Genomic DNA, 15,902 nt, shown 5'->3' with positions numbered 1-15,902 from the left:
TCACCCCCTGTGCAGTGCGAGGCCGACGAGCAGTGCGCGGTGGTCGGTGCCGGAGAGGTCGAGGAACCGGGCATCGCGTACGGCGAAATCATCGCTCACCAGCACATGGTCGATCTGTGTGCCGAGCGGTGCGGGTGCGGTGGCCGGCCAGGACGGGGTCCGGAACGCGCCGCCGAGCCGGGCGCTGTCGTACAGGACGCCGGAGTCGAGGACGTCGCGGAAGGCGGCGTGGTCCTGACCGGCGTTGAAGTCGCCCGCGAGGATCGTCGGTGTCCCCCGGCCCGTCGCCGCGTAGGCCCGCACGCGGCGGAGCTCCTCGCGCCAGGAGCCGAGCCCGCCGGGGACGGGCGGCAGGGGATGCGCGAGCTGCAGCCGGACCGTGCGCCCGCCGATCCTCGCCTCGGCGCCCGGCATGGCGAGGACGCCCGGGATTCCGGCGGTGTCGCTGAGCGGGTGGACGGAGAGGATCGCGGACCCGGCGGCGAGATCGCCCTCGACGACGTTGCGGTAGGGGTAGTCGGCGCGCGAGATCGCGGCGTCGAGCGCGGCGGAGCAGGCGCGGTCGCACTCCTGGACGAAGACGAGGTCCGGCTCCTCGCGCCGGACGGCGGCGATCAGATCGGGCGTGGCCCGTCCGAACTCGACGTTGGCGGTGAGCACTTCCAGCCGGGCGACGACCGGGCCGCGCGGCGGGCCGGGTTCCGGTCCGTACGGCTGGACGTACCAGCCGGTCGCGGCGAGCACGACGAGCGCCCACGCGATGAGCACGCGCCGCCGGGCGAACAGGGCGAGAGCGAGGCCCAGCCCGGCGGGCACCAGCAGCCACGGCAGGAACGCGAGCAGTTGCGGCACGGGCGTGTATCCGTCGACACCGGCGATCCGGCATCCGACGACGACGGACACCGCGCCGAGCACCAGCCCACCGGCCCACGCGGCGACGCGCCGCCATCCCGTTCCAGGCCCCATGCCAAGCCAACGCCCCAGCCGCCGGAAGAGTTCGTCGGGCCGTGCCCGCTTCCCCCGGTCGCACCGTCCGGTCCCGGTCACCGGGTGGGGGCCGGAGCTCGTCCGTGTGTCCGGCGGTGGGGACGGTCGGCGCCGGTGCCGTCAGTGCCGTACCGCTTTCCCGATGTCCGCTGCCGGAGTGCCCGTGAGGCTCCGGTTGCTGCGGGCCGTCGCCGACTTCGTGCCGCCCGCCGGGACGCCGTCGATGGAGACGACGGTCGCGTCGAGCAGATTCCCGTCGCTGTCCTTCCAGTTGACCAGGACCGTGTAGTCCGTGGCCTCCCCGGTCGGGTTCGTCGCCGTGATCTCCGAGGTGACGCGGTCGCCGTCCGCCGTCGTGGGACCCGCCTTGACGTCCGTCGCGGCGTTGAGGCCGCCCTTGACCTTGGCCATCTCGGACGCCGCCGCGGCCGTCGCGGACTCGATGGCCGCGCCCGCCTTGGACGCCGCGGACTTGGGTGTCTCGTCAGTGTCGGAACAGCCGGTCATCCCCGCCGTGACCACCACCGCGGTCACGGCGGCCATGACGGCGTTGCGTATGCCATGGCCTGGTCTCATACGCCCAGACTGCGGCACCGCCATCCGTTCGGCCACTCGGCGGTGGCGGTGCGGACCGGGCCCGGTTCAGTCCTGTCCCACCGGGGCCAGTTCCCGCAGCGCGGTGATCAGCAGTTCCACCCCGAAGGCGAACTCCGCCTCGTGGTCGTTCACCGCGAGGATCGGCGCGACCTTCGCCACCGCGGGGAAGCCGGAGGCCGCGAAGTACGCGGTGCGGACGGTCTCCCGCTCCGCCCCGTCCTTGGCGTCGCCGGCGGGTCCCGACGTGCTGTGGAACTGCCGCAGCAGCGTGCCGACCTGGAAGGAGATGAACAGCCGCAGCGCGTGCACCGCGGTCTCCTCGTCGAAGCCGTGGTCGAGCATCATGGCGATCATCGTGTCCACGGGCGCGAGTGCCGTCGGTGTGGACAGCTGGCGCATGAGGACCAGTTCGCAGGCGCGCGGGTGGCGCAGCGACGCCTGCCGGAAGCCGTACGCGATGGAGCGGATGCCGTCCTCCCAGTCGCCCGTCATCCGCTGCGGCATGTGCATGTCGGTGGTGATGAACTCCGTGACCCCGTCGAGGATGTCGTCCTTGCTCCGCACATGGTTGTAGAGCGACATCGCCTGGACGCCGAGCCGGGCCGCGATCCGCCGCATGGACAGGGCGTCCATGCCTTCCTCGTCGATGATCACGAGTGCCGCGCCGACGATCCGGTCCCGGCTCAACGGTTCCCGGGGGCCGGGGACTTCGGGTCTCGATCGCTGGGCCATGGACAACGGCTCCTCTTTCGGGTGGCTACGCGCGGTAACGCTTGACGACTTACAGCGTAAGTGCTTCGCTCCTGTCTCGTACTTACGGTGTAAGTGGCGCAACTGCTGTGGAGGCAGGGCGAGATGTCGGACGGATCGGCCGCGCACGACGGGGCCATCCGCACGAGCGCCTTTCAGGACCGGAGCCACGAGCAACCGGTTCGCCGAGCACAACAGCACGGCCACCATCCTCTCCCAGCCCGGCCGTCTCGCGCCGGGTATCCCCCTGTGAGCAGGAGGCACAGATGTCTGTGCGCACGACCCCGACCCGCCAGCGACGCTCCGCCTTCACCATCCATCACCTCGACTGCGCGCCCATGCGCCCCCTGGGCGGCGCGCCGCTCGTCGCCCACTGCATGCTGATCGCGACCGGCAGCGGTCTCGTCCTGGTCGACACCGGCATCGGCGCCGCCGAGGTCTCCGACCCCCGGCGCCTCGGCGCGCTCTTCCGCCACACGATGCGGCCGGTGCTCGATCTGTCCCGTACGGCGGTGCACCAGGTCCGGGCGCTGGGTTACGACCCCTACGACGTACGCGACATCGTCATGACCCATCTCGACCTGGATCGCGCGGGTGGCCTCGCCGACTTCCCGCAGGCACGCGTCCATGTGATGGCCGACGAGTACCGGGCCGCGATGCGCCGCGACACCCGTCTGGAGGCGAACCGCTATCTGCCCGCCCAGTGGGCGCACGGCGTCGACTGGGTCGTCCATGACGCCGCCGACTCGCACTGGCTGGGCTTCCCCGCGTCCCGGGTGCTGCGGTCCCCCGACATCATGCTCGTGCCGCTGCCCGGCCACACCAGGGGGCACAGCGCGGTCGCCGTCCAGGAGCCGGACCGCTGGCTGCTGCACGCGGGCGACGCGTACTTCTTCCACGGCGAGACCGATCTCCGCCGCCCGCGCTGCCCGCGCGCGCTCGCGCTCCACCAGCGGCTCGTCGCCGACGACCACGAACAGCGGCTGAGTCAGCTGGAGCGGCTGATGGAGCTGCGCCGCGCCCATCCGCGGCTGGTCAGGATCTTCTCGTCGCACGACGCGCACGAGTTCGACCTGCTGGCGGGCGGCGACTGACGGCGAGCGGCCGACCGTTTGTGAGCGGCCGGCCGGTGGTGAGCGGCGCCGGCCGTCGGCCGCTGATCGCGGCCGACGGCGATCCGGTGCCGGACGCTCAGGCCGTGGTGCGGGACTCGGTGGTGATCAGTGCCCAGATGATGAACACCGAGATCGCCATCGAGAAGATCGCCCACACCGGCTGGTACGGCAGGAACAGGAACTGGACGATGATGTTGAGCGACGCCAGGGCGACACCCGTATACCGTGCCCATTCCATGTTCTTCAGGATTCCCCAGCCGGTGATCCCCACGAGGATCCCGAGGATCAGATGGACCCAGCCCCAGGCGGTCAGGTCCCAGGAGAAGACGTAGTCGCCGACCCGGGTGTAGACCTCGTCCTCGGCGATGCCGGCGATGCCCTCGAAGATGCTGATGATGCCGGTGACCATCATCAGGACACCGGCGAAGAGCGTGCCGCCCGCCGCCCAGCCGGTGTCGGTGTTCGGGCCGGCACTCCGGGGTGCACTCGGTGCAGTGTTCTGGCTCATGGCGCCAGCATGGTTCAGACGGCGTATATCGGATATTTCAGTTGAGCCGTTCGAGGTACGCCCGTAGCACCGCGTTGAACTCCTCGGGCCGCTCCAGGTTCGGCATATGGGCCGCTCCCTCGATGACGCGGAGGGTCGAGTCCGGGATGGCCGCGTGCATCGCCTCGGCGTCCGCCACCGGGGTGTACGCGTCGTCCCGGCCCACGACCACCAGCGCCGGAACCGCGACCCCGGTGAGCAACACGCGGTAGTCGGGCCGCTCGGCCCGCCCGCGCAGCGCGGCCGCCGCGCCCTCCGGCGGCGCCGCGAGCATCATCCGGTGGACGGCCGCCGAGACCGCGGTGTTGTACGGGGCGACCATCCGGTCCCGTACCTCGTCCGCGTATCCGCGCATCCCCTCCGCGAGCAACCGGTCCGCCATGGCGTTGCGCTGCGCCCTGCCCTCGCCGGTCTCGGCGGCAGGGAAGGTGTCGGCGAGCACCAGCCCGGCGATCCGTTCCGGGAAGAGGCGGTAGCACTCCATCGCGATCTGGCCGCCCATGGAGAGGCCGCCGAGGACGAAGCGCCGGATGCCGAGGTGGTCGAGCAGCGCGGCCAGATCGGTGGCGAAGTCGCCGAGCAGGGTGACGCCGGGGACGACGGACGAGGTGCCGTAGCCGCGCAGATCGGGCGTGACGACCCGGTGCGTGGCGGAGAAGGCCGCGAGCTGCGGCGCCCACATGGTCCGGTCGAAGGGGTGGCCGTGGACGAGGACCAGGGCGGGACCGGAACCCTTGTCCTCGTAACCGACGACCAGGGGTTCGTGACCGGCGGCCGGGGCGTCGATGAGTGCGGAGGGCATGTTCACGAGGCTAGGCGCCCCAACTTGTCGGTGCAATAAGATCTTTGCTCTCGGTGCAATGCTGACGGGGGTGCGCGGTGCAGGACTTCAGACGGCTCGCCGACGAGATCGCGGCCGACATCGCGGCCGGCCGGCTCAGGCCCGGCGACCGGCTGCCGCCGCAGCGGACCTACGCGCGCGGGCGCCGGATCGCGCCGTCCACGGCGATAAGGGTCTACGGCGAACTGGTCCGGCGAGGACTCGTCGTGGGCGAGGTGGGACGGGGGACGTTCGTACGCGCGGCGTCCGCGGAGCACGGGGCGTCCGCGCCGCCGGGAACCGCGCTCACCGAGGGGATCGGCGGGGTGCCGATCAACCTGGAGCTCAACTATCCGGTCGTGGCCGGTCAGTCGGAGCTGATGGCTCGGGAACTCGCCGCCCTGGCCCGCCCCGACGTCCTCGCCGTGGCGACCCGGCCGACGGCTCCCGACGGCACTCCCGAAGCGCGTGCCGCCGCGGCCGCGGTGCTGGCCAGGAACGGCTGGACCCCCGGCCCCGAGCGGATCCTCTTCGCGGGGAACGGGCGCCAGGCGATCGCGGGCGCCATCTCCTCACTGGTGCCGCCCGGCGGCCGGCTCGGCGTCGAGACACTGACGTATCCGCTGGTCAAGACGATCGCCGAACGGCTCGGTGCCGTCCTCGTCCCGATCGCGACGGACGCGGAGGGCATACGACCGGACGCGCTCGCCACCGCGCACCGCACGGCCGCGCTCTCCGCCGTCTACGTCCAGCCGACCCTCCACAATCCGCTGGCCCTGACCGCGGGCGCGGCGCGGCGGGCCGCCGTCGCGGAGGTGCTGGAGTCGACGGGGCTGATCGCGGTCGAGGACACCACCTGGGCGTTCCTCGCGCCCGACGCCCCGGCTCCGCTCGTCGCTCACGCGCCCGAACGGACCCTGCTGGTGGACAGCCTCTCCAAGCGGCTCGCACCCGGGCTGACCGTCGGCTACCTCGTCCCGCCCGCCGCGCACCGGGAGGCGCTGGCCCGGGCCCTGCGCTCGGGCGGCTGGAGCGCCGCCGGGTTCGCCCTGGCGGCGGCGACGCGATGGAGCGGGACGGGTGTCGTCGAAGCGGTGGTCGCGGCCAAGCGGGCCGATGCGGCGGCGCGCCACCGGCTGGTGCGCCAGGTGCTGGGCGGCTTCGACATCAGCACCGATCCGCGGGCGTACTTCTGCTGGTGGCGGCTTCCCGCGCCATGGCGTGCCGAGACGTTCGTCGCCGCCGCGGCCCAGCGCGGGATCGCGGTGACGCCCGGCTCGGCCTTCGCGTCCGGTGCCCGCTCGGCGCCCGACGCGGTCAGGATCGGGCTGGCCTCGCCACCGGAGGAGGAGCTGGCGCGGGCGCTGCGGCACCTGGCCGCCCTGGCCTCGTAGCCGGATCGGCCTCCGGGTCGGCCTCCGGATCGGCCTCCAGATCGGCCTCCGGCCGGGGGTCCGGGCCTGATCCACTTGCCGCGGCTGCCGTGCGGGTGTCCGCTGGTGGATGGAGAAGTGGATGGAGCGGAAGGAGCTCTGCCATGGCCCACACGACGGTGCCCGCGCGGCACCTCGGTTCCCTCGGCATCGCGCTGCCGGTCGTGATCGGTGTCCTCTACGGCCTCTACACGTCCTTCATCGCCCGTACGTCCGGAGAGTCCGCGGGCGCGCAGTTCGCGATCGGGCTCATCTCCTGCCTGGTGCTGGCAGGGCTCTGCTACGCGCTCGGCCGCTATCAGCACCGCCTGCCGCGAGGGCTCCGCGCAGTGGCGTACGCGGCGCTCGTCGGCGTCGCGGTCGGCTATCTGAACAGCCTGTCCGGGGACAGCGTCCTCACAGCGATCGTCCTGGCCGTGATCATCACGGCGGCGACGTTCTGCGTGATGTTCTACACCTTCTACGTGCACGAGGACTGACCTCGTTCTGCGTGTACGAGGACTGACTCGTTCTCCGTGCACGAGGACTGACCGTGCACGAGGACCGGCCCCGCCGCCGTCCCTGCACTGCCCCTGATCAGCTGTGCCCTGCGAGGCGCGGCTGCCGGATCACGGTCCGGCCGCCGTGCCTCGTCATGTCGTGACGTGTGGGTCGTGGCGTGCCATCGTGTCGTGCCGTGCGGTGAGTTTTCGGGGCAGCACCAGTCTGTACCCCTTGGAAGGCCTTTTCGCGTCCGCTCCGGCGAAGGAACCGAAGGAACCCGACGATGAGTACAGATCTGGCCATCGAGACGACCGGCCTGGTGAAGGTGTTCGGCGACAACCGGGCCGTCGACGGCGTCGACCTCCGCGTCCCCGCCGGCACCGTCTACGGCCTCCTGGGCCCGAACGGCGCGGGCAAGACGACCACGGTGAAGGTGCTGGCCACCCTGCTGAGACCGGACGGCGGTGAGGCGCGGGTCTTCGGCCACGACGTGCTGAAGGACGCCGACGCCGTGCGCGGCAGGGTCAGCCTGACCGGGCAGTACGCCTCGGTCGACGAGGACCTGACCGGCACCGAGAACCTGCTGCTGCTCGGCCGGCTGCTCGGCCACGGCAAGCCGGCCGCGCGGGACCGCGCCGCCCAGCTGCTGAGCGCCTTCGGGCTGTCGGAGGCAGCCGACCGCCAGGTGAAGAACTACTCGGGCGGTATGCGGCGCCGTATCGACATCGCCGCGTCCATCCTCAGCACGCCCGACCTGCTGTTCCTGGACGAGCCGACCACCGGACTCGACCCGCGCAGCCGCAACCAGGTCTGGGACATCGTGCGGGCCGTCGTGGCCCAGGGCACGACGGTACTGCTGACCACGCAGTATCTGGACGAGGCCGATCAGCTGGCGTCCCGTATCGCCGTCATCGACCACGGCAGGGTGATCGCCGAGGGCACCAAGGGCGAGCTGAAGGCGTCGGTCGGCTCGGGTGCCGTCCACGTCCGGCTGCGCGACGCCCACCAGCGCCCGGACGCCGAGCGCGTCCTGACCGTCGCACTGAAAGCGACGGTCCAGCTCGACCCGGACCCGGTCGCCCTCACGGCCCGGGTCAACGGCCACGGCACGGAGCTCGGCGCCGCGGAACAGGCCGCTTCGGCACTGGCCGAACTGGCCCGGGAGGGCATCACCGTCGACAACTTCTCGCTGGGCCAGCCCAGCCTGGACGAGGTCTTCCTCGCCCTCACCGACCGCAGGCCCGACACCGGGACCTCGGGGAGCGCGGAGAACGCCGAGAACGCGGAGACCATCGAGAAGGAGCCCGCCGCATGAGCACCATGAGCACCACGGCCACGCAGGAGGCCGAGGACGTCACCTTCGCCGGCCCGAGAACCGAGGATCTGGCCGCCCTCCTCGTCGCCAAGGAGCGCCCGCCGCGGCCGAGCGCCCTCTCGGCGTCGATGACCTTCGGCTGGCGGGCCATGCTCAAGATCAAGCATGTGCCGGAGCAGCTCTTCGACGTCACGGCGTTCCCGATCATGATGGTGCTGATGTACACGTACCTCTTCGGAGGGGCACTGGCCGGCTCGGTCGACGCGTACATCCAGTTCCTGCTGCCGGGCATCCTCGTGATGAGCGTCGTGATGATCACGATGTACACGGGCGTGGCCATCAACACCGACATCGACAAGGGTGTCTTCGACCGCTTCCGTACGCTGCCGATCTGGCGGCCCGCGCCGATGGTCGGGTATCTCCTCGGCGACGTGGTCCGCTACGTCATTGCGTCCGCCGTGATGCTGACGGTCGGCGTGATCATCGGCTACCGGCCGGAGGGCGGGTTCGTCGGTGTGCTGCTCGGCGTCGCGCTGCTGCTCGTCTTCTCCTTCGCCTTCTCGTGGATCTGGACGATGTTCGGGCTGCTGCTGCGCACGGAGAAGTCCGTGATGGGCGTCAGCATGATGGTGATCTTCCCGCTGACCTTCCTGAGCAACGTCTTCGTCGACCCGAAGACGATGCCGGGCTGGCTGCAGGCCTTCGTCAACAACAGCCCGGTCACCCATCTGGCCACGGCGGTACGGGAGCTGATGGCGGGCAACTGGCCGGCGGCGGAGATCGCCTGGACGCTGGGCTGGGGTGCGCTCTTCGTGATCGGCTTCGGCGCGGTCACGATGCGGCTCTACAACCGGAAGTGAGAGCGGGGCGCGGCGGCGGCCGGTGGCTCCCACGGGGGTGGAACCACCGGCCGCCGCCCGAGAGCGTCAGTCGAAGCGCAGGTCCGCCAGCTGCCGCTCGTAGTCCGTCGCTTCACCGGACTCCTCCGCCCGTGCGTCCCGCGCGTCCCGGGTGGTGACCATCAGCCCGGCCAGTTCACCGCCGGCCCTGCGTATCCGCGTGGGCAGGCCCTCGGTGTACTCGTCGCCGCCCGAGCCCCAGTCCTCCGACGCCGCGTACACGGCGGTCGGTACGACCAGCGCCCGCAGATACGCGAAGAGCGGCCGCAGCGCGTGGTCGAGGACGAGCGAGTGCCGGGCGGTGCCGCCGGTGGCCGCGATCAGCACCGGCTTCCCGGTCAGCGCCTGCGGGTCGATCAGGTCGAAGAACGACTTGAACAGCCCGCTGTACGAGGCCGTGAAGACCGGCGTCACCGTGATCACGCCGTCCGCACCCGTCACCGCGTCGATCGCGGCCCCGAGCGCGGGCGAGGGAAAGCCGGTCACCAGGTTGTTGGCGATGGCGGTGGCCAGGTCGCGGAGTTCGACGACCTCGACCTCCACCTTGCGGTCCTGCTCGGCGAGCCGCTCCTGCGCCGCGTCCGCCAGCCGGTCGGCCAGCAGCCGGGTCGACGAGGGGCTGCTCAGCCCCGCCGATACGGCGACGAGCTTCAGCTGCTCCATGGTCAGGCCTCCTTGGAGGGAGCGGCGGGAGTGGCGTCGGAGGTGGTGGCGGTCCGGCGCGCGGCGACGGCCGGGTGGACGGGCGCGTCGGGGACCCCGGCGGGCCGCAGGTTGGCGAACTCCTTGCGCAGCACCGGCACGACCTCCTCGCCGAGAATGTCGAGCTGCTCCAGGACGGTCTTCAGCGGAAGGCCCGCGTGGTCCATCAGGAACAGCTGGCGCTGGTAGTCGCCCACGGACTCCCGGAAGCCGAGGGTCCGGTCGATGACCTGCTGAGGGGAGCCGACGGTCAGCGGTGTCTGCTCGATGAAGTCCTCCATCGACGGGCCGTGCCCGTAGACGGGCGCGTTGTCGAAGTACGGGCGGAACTCCCGGACCGCGTCCTGCGAGTTCTTCCGCATGAACACCTGTCCGCCGAGACCGACGATCGCCTGCTCCGGGGTGCCGTGCCCGTAGTGCGCGTACCGCTTGCGGTACAGCTCGACCATCCGCTTCGTGTGCTCCGCGGGCCAGAAGATGTTGTTGTGGAAGAAGCCGTCGCCGTAGTACGCGGCCTGCTCGGCGATCTCCGGCGAGCGGATCGACCCGTGCCACACGAAGGGCGGGACGCCGTCCAGCGGCCGCGGCGTGGACGTGAAGCCCTGCAGCGGCGTACGGAACTTGCCCTCCCAGTCGACGACGTCCTCCCGCCACAGCTTGCGGAGCAGGGCGTAGTTCTCGATGGCGAGCGGGATGCCCTGTCGGATGTCCTGGCCGAACCACGGGTAGACCGGACCGGTGTTGCCGCGGCCCATCATCAGGTCGACCCGGCCGTCCGCGAGGTGCTGGAGCATCGCGTAGTCCTCGGCGATCTTCACCGGGTCGTTGGTGGTGATCAGCGTCGTGGACGTGGAGAGGATCAGGTTCTCGGTGCGCGCCGCGACGTGGCCCAGCATGGTGGTCGGGGACGACGGCACGAACGGCGGGTTGTGGTGCTCGCCGGTCGCGAAGACGTCGAGTCCGACCTCCTCGGCCTTCAGCGCGATGGCGACCATCGCCTTGATCCGCTCGTTCTCGGTCGGGGTCCGGCCGTTGGTCGGATCGGTGGTCGCGTCACCGACGGTGAAGATCCCGAACTGCATCGCGCTCGCCTCCAGGGGGTTCGATTTGGTTGAACCTTAAACTGTGTGGGGGAACGACGGTGACCCGGGGTTCTATTCCGCCCGTACTCCGAGGCGGCGTATCCGTCCCTCGGGAGACCGTGGATGAGCCGGAGCGAGCGCTGCAAGGAGCGCGGTGTCGCGCCGCGCGTCTTCGTGTACGTCCTCGCCACCCACGCGTTCGCGGGCTTCGTCCGGCTGCTCTTCCACGTGGGCGAGCACGCCCGGAAGTGATCAGCCGCTCCGTGGCGACGACGCGACCTCGTCCGGTGCCGCCTCGCGCGCCGTGCCGTGCGGTGGCAGCGGGCTCGGCCCGTGCCGGAGCCAGGACTGGACGCGATGGACCGTGGGCTCCGTCCAGCGGGCGGCGAGCGGGCCGAGGACCACCAGGATCAGCACGTACGCGGTGGCGAGCGGCCCGATCCGCGGCTCGACGGCGACCGCGAGACCCGCGATGACGATCGAGAACTCGCCGCGGGCGACGAGCGCGCCGCCCGCCCGGAGCCGGCCGCGCGAGCCGATGCCGCCGCGCCGGGCCGCGTACCAGCCGGTGGCGATCTTGGTGACGGTGGTCGCCAGCGCCAGCAGCAGCGCGGGCAGCAGGACGGGCGGGATCGCGGTGGGATCGGTCGACAGCCCGAAGAAGACGAAGAAGACCGCCGCGAAGAGGTCCCGCAGCGGGCTGAGCAGCCGGCGCGCGCCCTCCGCGACCTCGCCCGACAACGCGATGCCGACCAGGAACGCGCCCACCGCCGCCGACACCTGCAGTTCCTGCGCCAGCCCGGCGACCAGCAGGGTGAGCCCCAGCACCACCAGGAGCAGCAGCTCCGGGTTGTCGGAGGAGACGGCGCGGCTGATCACCCGGCCGTGACGGAGCGCGAGGTACAGAACGACGGAGACCGTGCCCACGGCGATCAGCAGCGTGATGCTGCCGCCGGCCAGGCCGAGGCCCGCGAGCAGCGCCGTGAGCAGGGGCAGGTAGACGGCCATCGACAGGTCCTCGATGACGAGGACGCCGAGGATCACCGGGGTCTCGCGATTGCCGAGCCGGCCCAGGTCCGTCAGTACCTTCGCGATCACGCCCGAGGAGGAGATCCAGGTGACTCCGCCGAGTGCCACGGCGCCCACCGGCCCCCAGCCGAGCAGCAGCGCCGCGCCCGCGCCGGGCAGCGCGTTGAGGACGAAGTCCACGAGGCCCGACGGGTACTGCGTGCGCAGGCTCGTCACCAGCTCGGACGCGCTGTACTCCAGGCCGAGCAGCAGAAGCAGCAGGATCACGCCGATCTCGGCGCCTGCGGCGATGAAGTCCTCGCTGGCGCTGAGCGGCAGCAGGCCGCCCGTGCCGAAGGCGAGACCGGACAGCAGATAGAGCGGTACCGGGGAGAGCCCGATACGTCCGGCGAACCGGCCGATCAGTCCGAGCGTCAGGATGATCGCGCCGAGTTCGATGAGCAGGGAGGTCGTGTTGTGCACGGTCAGCCTCCCGGCGCGGGGGTGGATCCGGGTCCGCTCCGGGGTCCGCTTCCCGGTCCGGGTCCGCTTCCCGGTCCGGGTCCGTTTGCCGGTCCGGGGCCGGGTCCGCCGGGTCCAGGTCCGTGTTCCGGCTCGGACCCGGACGCGCTCTCGGGCTCGGGCCCGGGCCCGGAATCGGGTCCGTAGATGATCTCGACGAGCGAGTCCACCCCCTCCCGGGTGCCGACCACCACGAGCGTGTCCCCGAGCGCGAGCCGGAATTCCGGCCCCGGGGACGGATGGGCGCTGGTCCGGCGCAGTACGGCGACGATCGAGGCACCGGTGCGGGTACGGGCACGGGTGTCGCCGAGCAGCCGCCCCGCGTAAGGGGAGCGGGCCGAGACGGGGATGTGCTCGGTGACGAGGTCGATCCCGTCGGTGCGCACGGCCTCGATGGGGGCCGGGTCGATGAGGTGGGCGAGCGCGGTCGCCTCGTCCGGCGACAGCGGCACGGTGGCGTCGCACGCGTCGGGGTCGTCGGCCGAGTAGAAGCCGAGGAAGCGGCGGCCGTCCTGGTGGATGACGACGGAGAGGTGGCGGCCGCTCTCGGTGGTGAAGTCGTACTGCGTGCCGACGCCCGGCAGGGAGGTGCGTCGTGTACCCATGGCTGCCTCCCGGGGCGGCACAGGAGTTGAGCAGTGGGCCGTACGGATGCCGAACGGATGTTTCTTTACCGTACCATTACATGATCTTTGATGACCGTGCACACCGGTGACCGGGGTCTCGTGCCCGCGCACTGGTGCCCACCTGCGCGGACAGTAGAGTCACGGTCCGTGAGTGCCGACCGTCGTCCGACCGACCCCGCCGTTTCCGTCGTCGGGATCGGTGCCGACGGCTGGGACGGGCTGAGTCCCTCGGCGCGGGCGGCCCTGCGCGACGCCGACGTCCTCATCGGGGGCGCACGACAGCTCGGCCTCCTGCCCGCCGCCGAGTGCGCGGGCGAGCGGGTCACCTGGCCGTCACCCCTGAGACCCGCCGTGCCGGGTCTGCTCGCCGCGCACGCCGGACGGCGCACGGCGGTCCTCGCGAGCGGCGACCCGATGTTCTACGGCATCGGCCGCACGCTCGCCGAGATCGCGGGCGTCGGCGCGCTGCGCGTCCTGCCGCATCCGTCCTCCCTCTCGTACGCCTGCGCTCGCCTCGGCTGGCCGCTGGAGGAGACCGAGACCGTGACCCTGGTCGGCAGGCCGCCCGGCTCGCTCACCGCCGCGCTGCACGACGGCCGCCGGGTACTGGTGCTGAGCGCGGGGGCGTCGACCCCGGGCGAGGTGGCGGCGCTGCTCACCGCGAAGGGCTTCGGCCCCAGCCGGCTCCGGGTGCTGGAACAACTGGGTTCCGGGCGGGAGCACGAGCGGTCCGGCACCGCCGAGGGGTGGGACCACCCGCCCGGCGACCCGCTCAATGTCATCGCCGTCGAGTGCGTCCGCGCGGCGGGCGCCCTGCGACTCGGCGCCGTCCCCGGACTGCCGGACGAGGCGTACGAGAACGACGGCCAGCTCACCAAGCGCCATGTGCGGGCCGCGACGCTCGCCGCGCTCGCGCCCGCGCCCGGGGAACTGCTGTGGGACATCGGAGGCGGATCCGGCTCGATCGCGATCGAGTGGATGCGCACGCACCGTTCGTGCCGGGCGATCACGGTCGAACGGGACGCGGGCAGGGCCGGACGCATCGCCCGTAACGCGGAGGCGCTCGGCGTGCCGGCCCTGCGGGTCGTCACCGCCGCCGCGCCTTCCGGGCTCGCGGGACTCCCCACCCCCGACGCGGTGTTCATCGGCGGCGGGCTCACCGCGCCCGGCCTGCTGGACGCCTGCTGGGACGCGCTGCCGGAGGGCGGACGGCTCGTCGCGAACACCGTGACGCTGGAGTCCGAGGCGCTGCTGGCCGACCGGTACCGGCGGCACGGCGGCGAACTGGTACGGCTCGCGGTGGCCCACGCCGTACCCGTCGGCGGCTTCACCGGCTGGCGCCAGGCGATGCCCGTCACGCAATGGACCGTCACCAGAACCCCCGATGGAGCCTCCACATGACCGTCTACTTCATCGGCGCGGGCCCCGGCGCCGCCGACCTGATCACCGTGCGCGGCGCGCGGACACTCGCGTCCTGCCGGGTCTGCCTGTACGCGGGCTCCCTCGTCCCGCGCGAGCTCCTCGCCGAATGCCCCCCGGACGCGCGCCTCGTCGACACCGCCCGGCTCGATCTCGACGCGATCACCGCGGAGTTCGTCCGTGCACACGAGGAGGGCGACGACGTCGCCCGCCTGCACTCGGGCGACCCCTCGGTCTTCAGCGCCGTCGCGGAACAGATGCGACGGCTCGACGCGGCGGGCATCCCGTACGAGGTCGTCCCGGGCGTCCCGGCCTTCGCGGCCGCCGCGGCCGCGCTCAAGCGCGAACTCACCGTCCCGACCGTCGGCCAGACCGTCATCCTGACCCGCATCGCCCAGCAGGCCACGCCCATGCCGCCCGGCGAGGACCTGCCCACGCTGGCCCGCAGCGGCGCCCTCCTCGTCCTCCACCTCGCGGCCCGCTACGTCGACCGTGTCGTCGCCGAGCTGCTGCCGCACTACGGCGCCGACTGCCCGGCCGCGGTGGTGGCCATGGCCAGCCGCCCGGACGAGGTGGTGCTGCGGGGCACGCTGGAGGACATCGCGTCCCGGACGAAGGCGGCGGGCATCACGAAGACCGCGGTGATCATCGTGGGCCGCACGCTGGCGGCGTCCCAGTTCCGGGACAGCCACCTGTACGACCCGGCCCGCGACCGGCACGCCTGCACCGACTGAGAGCGGCACGCCTGCACCGGCCGAGAGCGGCACGTCTGCACCGGCCGAGACCGGGCGGGAGGGCACGGCCGTCCACCCGGAATCGGGCCCGCGGGCACCGGGCCCGGCAGGGACGGTCACACCCGCGTCGCCACCCAGGCCAGCGCCTGTGCCGGCGTCGTCGCCACCGGGACGCCCTCCGGTACCGGAGGGCGGCGGACCACGAGGACCGGGATGCCCGCTTCGCGGGCGGCGGTGAGCTTGGCGGAGGTCGCCGCCGCGCCGCTGTCCTTCGTGACCAGGACGTCGATGCGGTGGCGCCGGAGCAGTTCCCGTTCGCCGTCGAGGGTGAAGGGGCCGCGGTCCAGGAGGATCCGCATCCGGGGCGGGTGCGGGGGTTCCGGGGCGTCCACGGAGCGGACCAGGAACCAGAGGTCCTCCAGCCCGGCGAACGCCGCCAGGCCCATGCGGCCGGTGGTGAGGAAGACCCGCCTGCCGAGCCCCGGGAGGGCCGGCGCCGCCTCCTCCAGGGAGTCGGCGAAGTGCCAGTCGTCGCCCGCGACCGGGGCCCACCCGGGCCGCCGCAGCGCGAGCAGGGGAACATGGGCCTGGTCCGCGGCGCGCGCCGCGTTGAAGCTGATCGTTCCGGCGAAAGGATGGGTGGCGTCGATGAGCACGTCCACCTGGTGCTCGCGCAGCCAGGCGGCGAGGCCCTCCGCCCCGCCGAAGCCGCCGATCCGGACCTCGCCCGGCGGCAGCCTCGGCGCCGCGACCCGTCCGGCCAGCGATGTCGTCACACGTGTCCCCGAACCGTCCGCGTGCAGCGATTCGGCGAGGGCGCGGGCCTCCGTCGTACCGCCGAGGACGAGGATGTGCACGGGGGA

At 72.2% G+C, this 15,902-nt stretch carries 17 protein-coding genes and 1 pseudogene; 8 read left to right on the top strand and 10 right to left on the bottom strand.

Annotated features, from left to right (window positions below; all coding sequences use genetic code 11):
• From ACIQMR_RS06075 to ACIQMR_RS06065, 3 genes are all read right to left on the bottom strand, one after another.
• Positions 1–966, bottom strand: a complete 966-nt coding sequence (locus ACIQMR_RS06075) for an endonuclease/exonuclease/phosphatase family protein (RefSeq protein WP_401383437.1) — start codon at positions 964–966, stop codon at positions 1–3.
• Between the two features lie 141 nt (positions 967–1,107).
• A complete protein-coding gene (locus ACIQMR_RS06070; RefSeq protein ID WP_266380589.1) occupies positions 1,108–1,563 on the bottom strand; it encodes a hypothetical protein in 456 nt (151 codons plus the stop codon).
• Between the two features lie 66 nt (positions 1,564–1,629).
• Complete coding sequence (locus ACIQMR_RS06065; RefSeq protein ID WP_401383434.1) at positions 1,630–2,316, bottom strand: TetR/AcrR family transcriptional regulator C-terminal domain-containing protein; 687 nt, start codon at positions 2,314–2,316, stop codon at positions 1,630–1,632.
• 284 nt (positions 2,317–2,600) lie between these two features.
• Between ACIQMR_RS06065 and ACIQMR_RS06060 the strand changes: the two genes are divergently transcribed.
• Positions 2,601–3,428 carry an MBL fold metallo-hydrolase gene (locus ACIQMR_RS06060; protein WP_401383431.1) on the top strand — a complete coding sequence of 276 codons (828 nt, stop codon included), beginning with the start codon at positions 2,601–2,603 and terminating at the stop codon, positions 3,426–3,428.
• Between the two features lie 97 nt (positions 3,429–3,525).
• On the opposite strand, the gene ACIQMR_RS06055 is transcribed toward ACIQMR_RS06060, so the two are convergent.
• Both ACIQMR_RS06055 and ACIQMR_RS06050 read right to left on the bottom strand, forming a co-directional pair.
• Positions 3,526–3,957 carry a hypothetical protein gene (locus ACIQMR_RS06055; RefSeq protein WP_401383428.1) on the bottom strand — a complete coding sequence of 144 codons (432 nt, stop codon included), beginning with the start codon at positions 3,955–3,957 and terminating at the stop codon, positions 3,526–3,528.
• 37 nt (positions 3,958–3,994) lie between these two features.
• Positions 3,995–4,798, bottom strand: a complete 804-nt coding sequence (locus ACIQMR_RS06050) for an alpha/beta fold hydrolase (protein WP_401383425.1) — start codon at positions 4,796–4,798, stop codon at positions 3,995–3,997.
• Positions 4,799–4,875: 77 nt separating this feature from the next.
• On the opposite strand from ACIQMR_RS06050, the gene ACIQMR_RS06045 reads away from it, so the two are divergent.
• The 4 genes from ACIQMR_RS06045 (at position 4,876) to ACIQMR_RS06030 (ending at position 8,907) form a co-directional block, all read left to right on the top strand.
• Positions 4,876–6,210 carry a PLP-dependent aminotransferase family protein gene (locus ACIQMR_RS06045; RefSeq protein ID WP_401383422.1) on the top strand — a complete coding sequence of 445 codons (1,335 nt, stop codon included), beginning with the start codon at positions 4,876–4,878 and terminating at the stop codon, positions 6,208–6,210.
• Positions 6,211–6,353: 143 nt separating this feature from the next.
• Entirely contained in the window at positions 6,354–6,728 is a 375-nt protein-coding gene (locus tag ACIQMR_RS06040) for a hypothetical protein (RefSeq protein ID WP_401383419.1), read from the top strand.
• Positions 6,729–7,015: 287 nt separating this feature from the next.
• Positions 7,016–8,047 (top strand): ATP-binding cassette domain-containing protein, encoded by a 1,032-nt coding sequence (locus tag ACIQMR_RS06035; protein ID WP_401383416.1) that lies wholly within the window; start codon positions 7,016–7,018, stop codon positions 8,045–8,047.
• Positions 8,048–8,052: 5 nt separating this feature from the next.
• Complete coding sequence (locus ACIQMR_RS06030) at positions 8,053–8,907, top strand: ABC transporter permease (protein ID WP_266384252.1); 855 nt, start codon at positions 8,053–8,055, stop codon at positions 8,905–8,907.
• A gap of 66 nt (positions 8,908–8,973) precedes the next feature.
• Here ACIQMR_RS06030 and ACIQMR_RS06025 read toward each other — a convergent pair whose 3' ends face one another.
• The gene (locus ACIQMR_RS06025; RefSeq protein WP_401383414.1) at positions 8,974–9,609 is read right to left on the bottom strand and encodes an FMN reductase; all 636 of its coding nucleotides are present in this window, start codon (positions 9,607–9,609) and stop codon (positions 8,974–8,976) included.
• A 2-nt stretch (positions 9,610–9,611) separates the two neighbouring features.
• The gene (locus tag ACIQMR_RS06020) at positions 9,612–10,730 is read right to left on the bottom strand and encodes an LLM class flavin-dependent oxidoreductase (protein WP_401383412.1); all 1,119 of its coding nucleotides are present in this window, start codon (positions 10,728–10,730) and stop codon (positions 9,612–9,614) included.
• A 123-nt stretch (positions 10,731–10,853) separates the two neighbouring features.
• Between ACIQMR_RS06020 and ACIQMR_RS06015 the strand changes: the two genes are divergently transcribed.
• On the top strand, positions 10,854–10,982 hold the full coding sequence (locus tag ACIQMR_RS06015; protein WP_401383409.1) for a DUF6126 family protein: 129 nt from the start codon (positions 10,854–10,856) through the stop codon (positions 10,980–10,982).
• Here ACIQMR_RS06015 and ACIQMR_RS06010 read toward each other — a convergent pair whose 3' ends face one another.
• Both ACIQMR_RS06010 and ACIQMR_RS06005 read right to left on the bottom strand, forming a co-directional pair.
• Positions 10,983–12,221 carry a cation:proton antiporter gene (locus ACIQMR_RS06010; RefSeq protein WP_401383406.1) on the bottom strand — a complete coding sequence of 413 codons (1,239 nt, stop codon included), beginning with the start codon at positions 12,219–12,221 and terminating at the stop codon, positions 10,983–10,985.
• A gap of 185 nt (positions 12,222–12,406) precedes the next feature.
• Positions 12,407–12,865: pseudogene (locus ACIQMR_RS06005) on the bottom strand (cation:proton antiporter regulatory subunit); the annotation flags it as partial.
• A gap of 168 nt (positions 12,866–13,033) precedes the next feature.
• Between ACIQMR_RS06005 and cbiE the strand changes: the two are divergent.
• Positions 13,034–14,287, top strand: a complete 1,254-nt coding sequence (gene cbiE, locus ACIQMR_RS06000; RefSeq protein ID WP_401383403.1) for a precorrin-6y C5,15-methyltransferase (decarboxylating) subunit CbiE — start codon at positions 13,034–13,036, stop codon at positions 14,285–14,287.
• Entirely contained in the window at positions 14,284–15,039 is a 756-nt protein-coding gene (cobM, locus tag ACIQMR_RS05995) for a precorrin-4 C(11)-methyltransferase (RefSeq protein ID WP_401383401.1), read from the top strand. The genes cbiE and cobM overlap by 4 nt, the downstream gene beginning before the upstream one ends.
• A 116-nt stretch (positions 15,040–15,155) precedes the next feature.
• Here cobM and ACIQMR_RS05990 read toward each other — a convergent pair whose 3' ends face one another.
• Entirely contained in the window at positions 15,156–15,896 is a 741-nt protein-coding gene (locus ACIQMR_RS05990; protein WP_401383398.1) for a cobalt-precorrin-6A reductase, read from the bottom strand.
• Positions 15,897–15,902 lie beyond the last annotated feature (6 nt).

This window comes from Streptomyces sp. NPDC091376 (genome assembly GCF_044757085.1).
In the GTDB taxonomy this organism is placed as follows: domain Bacteria; phylum Actinomycetota; class Actinomycetes; order Streptomycetales; family Streptomycetaceae; genus Streptomyces; species Streptomyces pratisoli.
The sequence above is the reverse complement of the archived record's forward strand: the minus strand, read 5'-3'. Positions and strand labels throughout refer to the sequence as shown.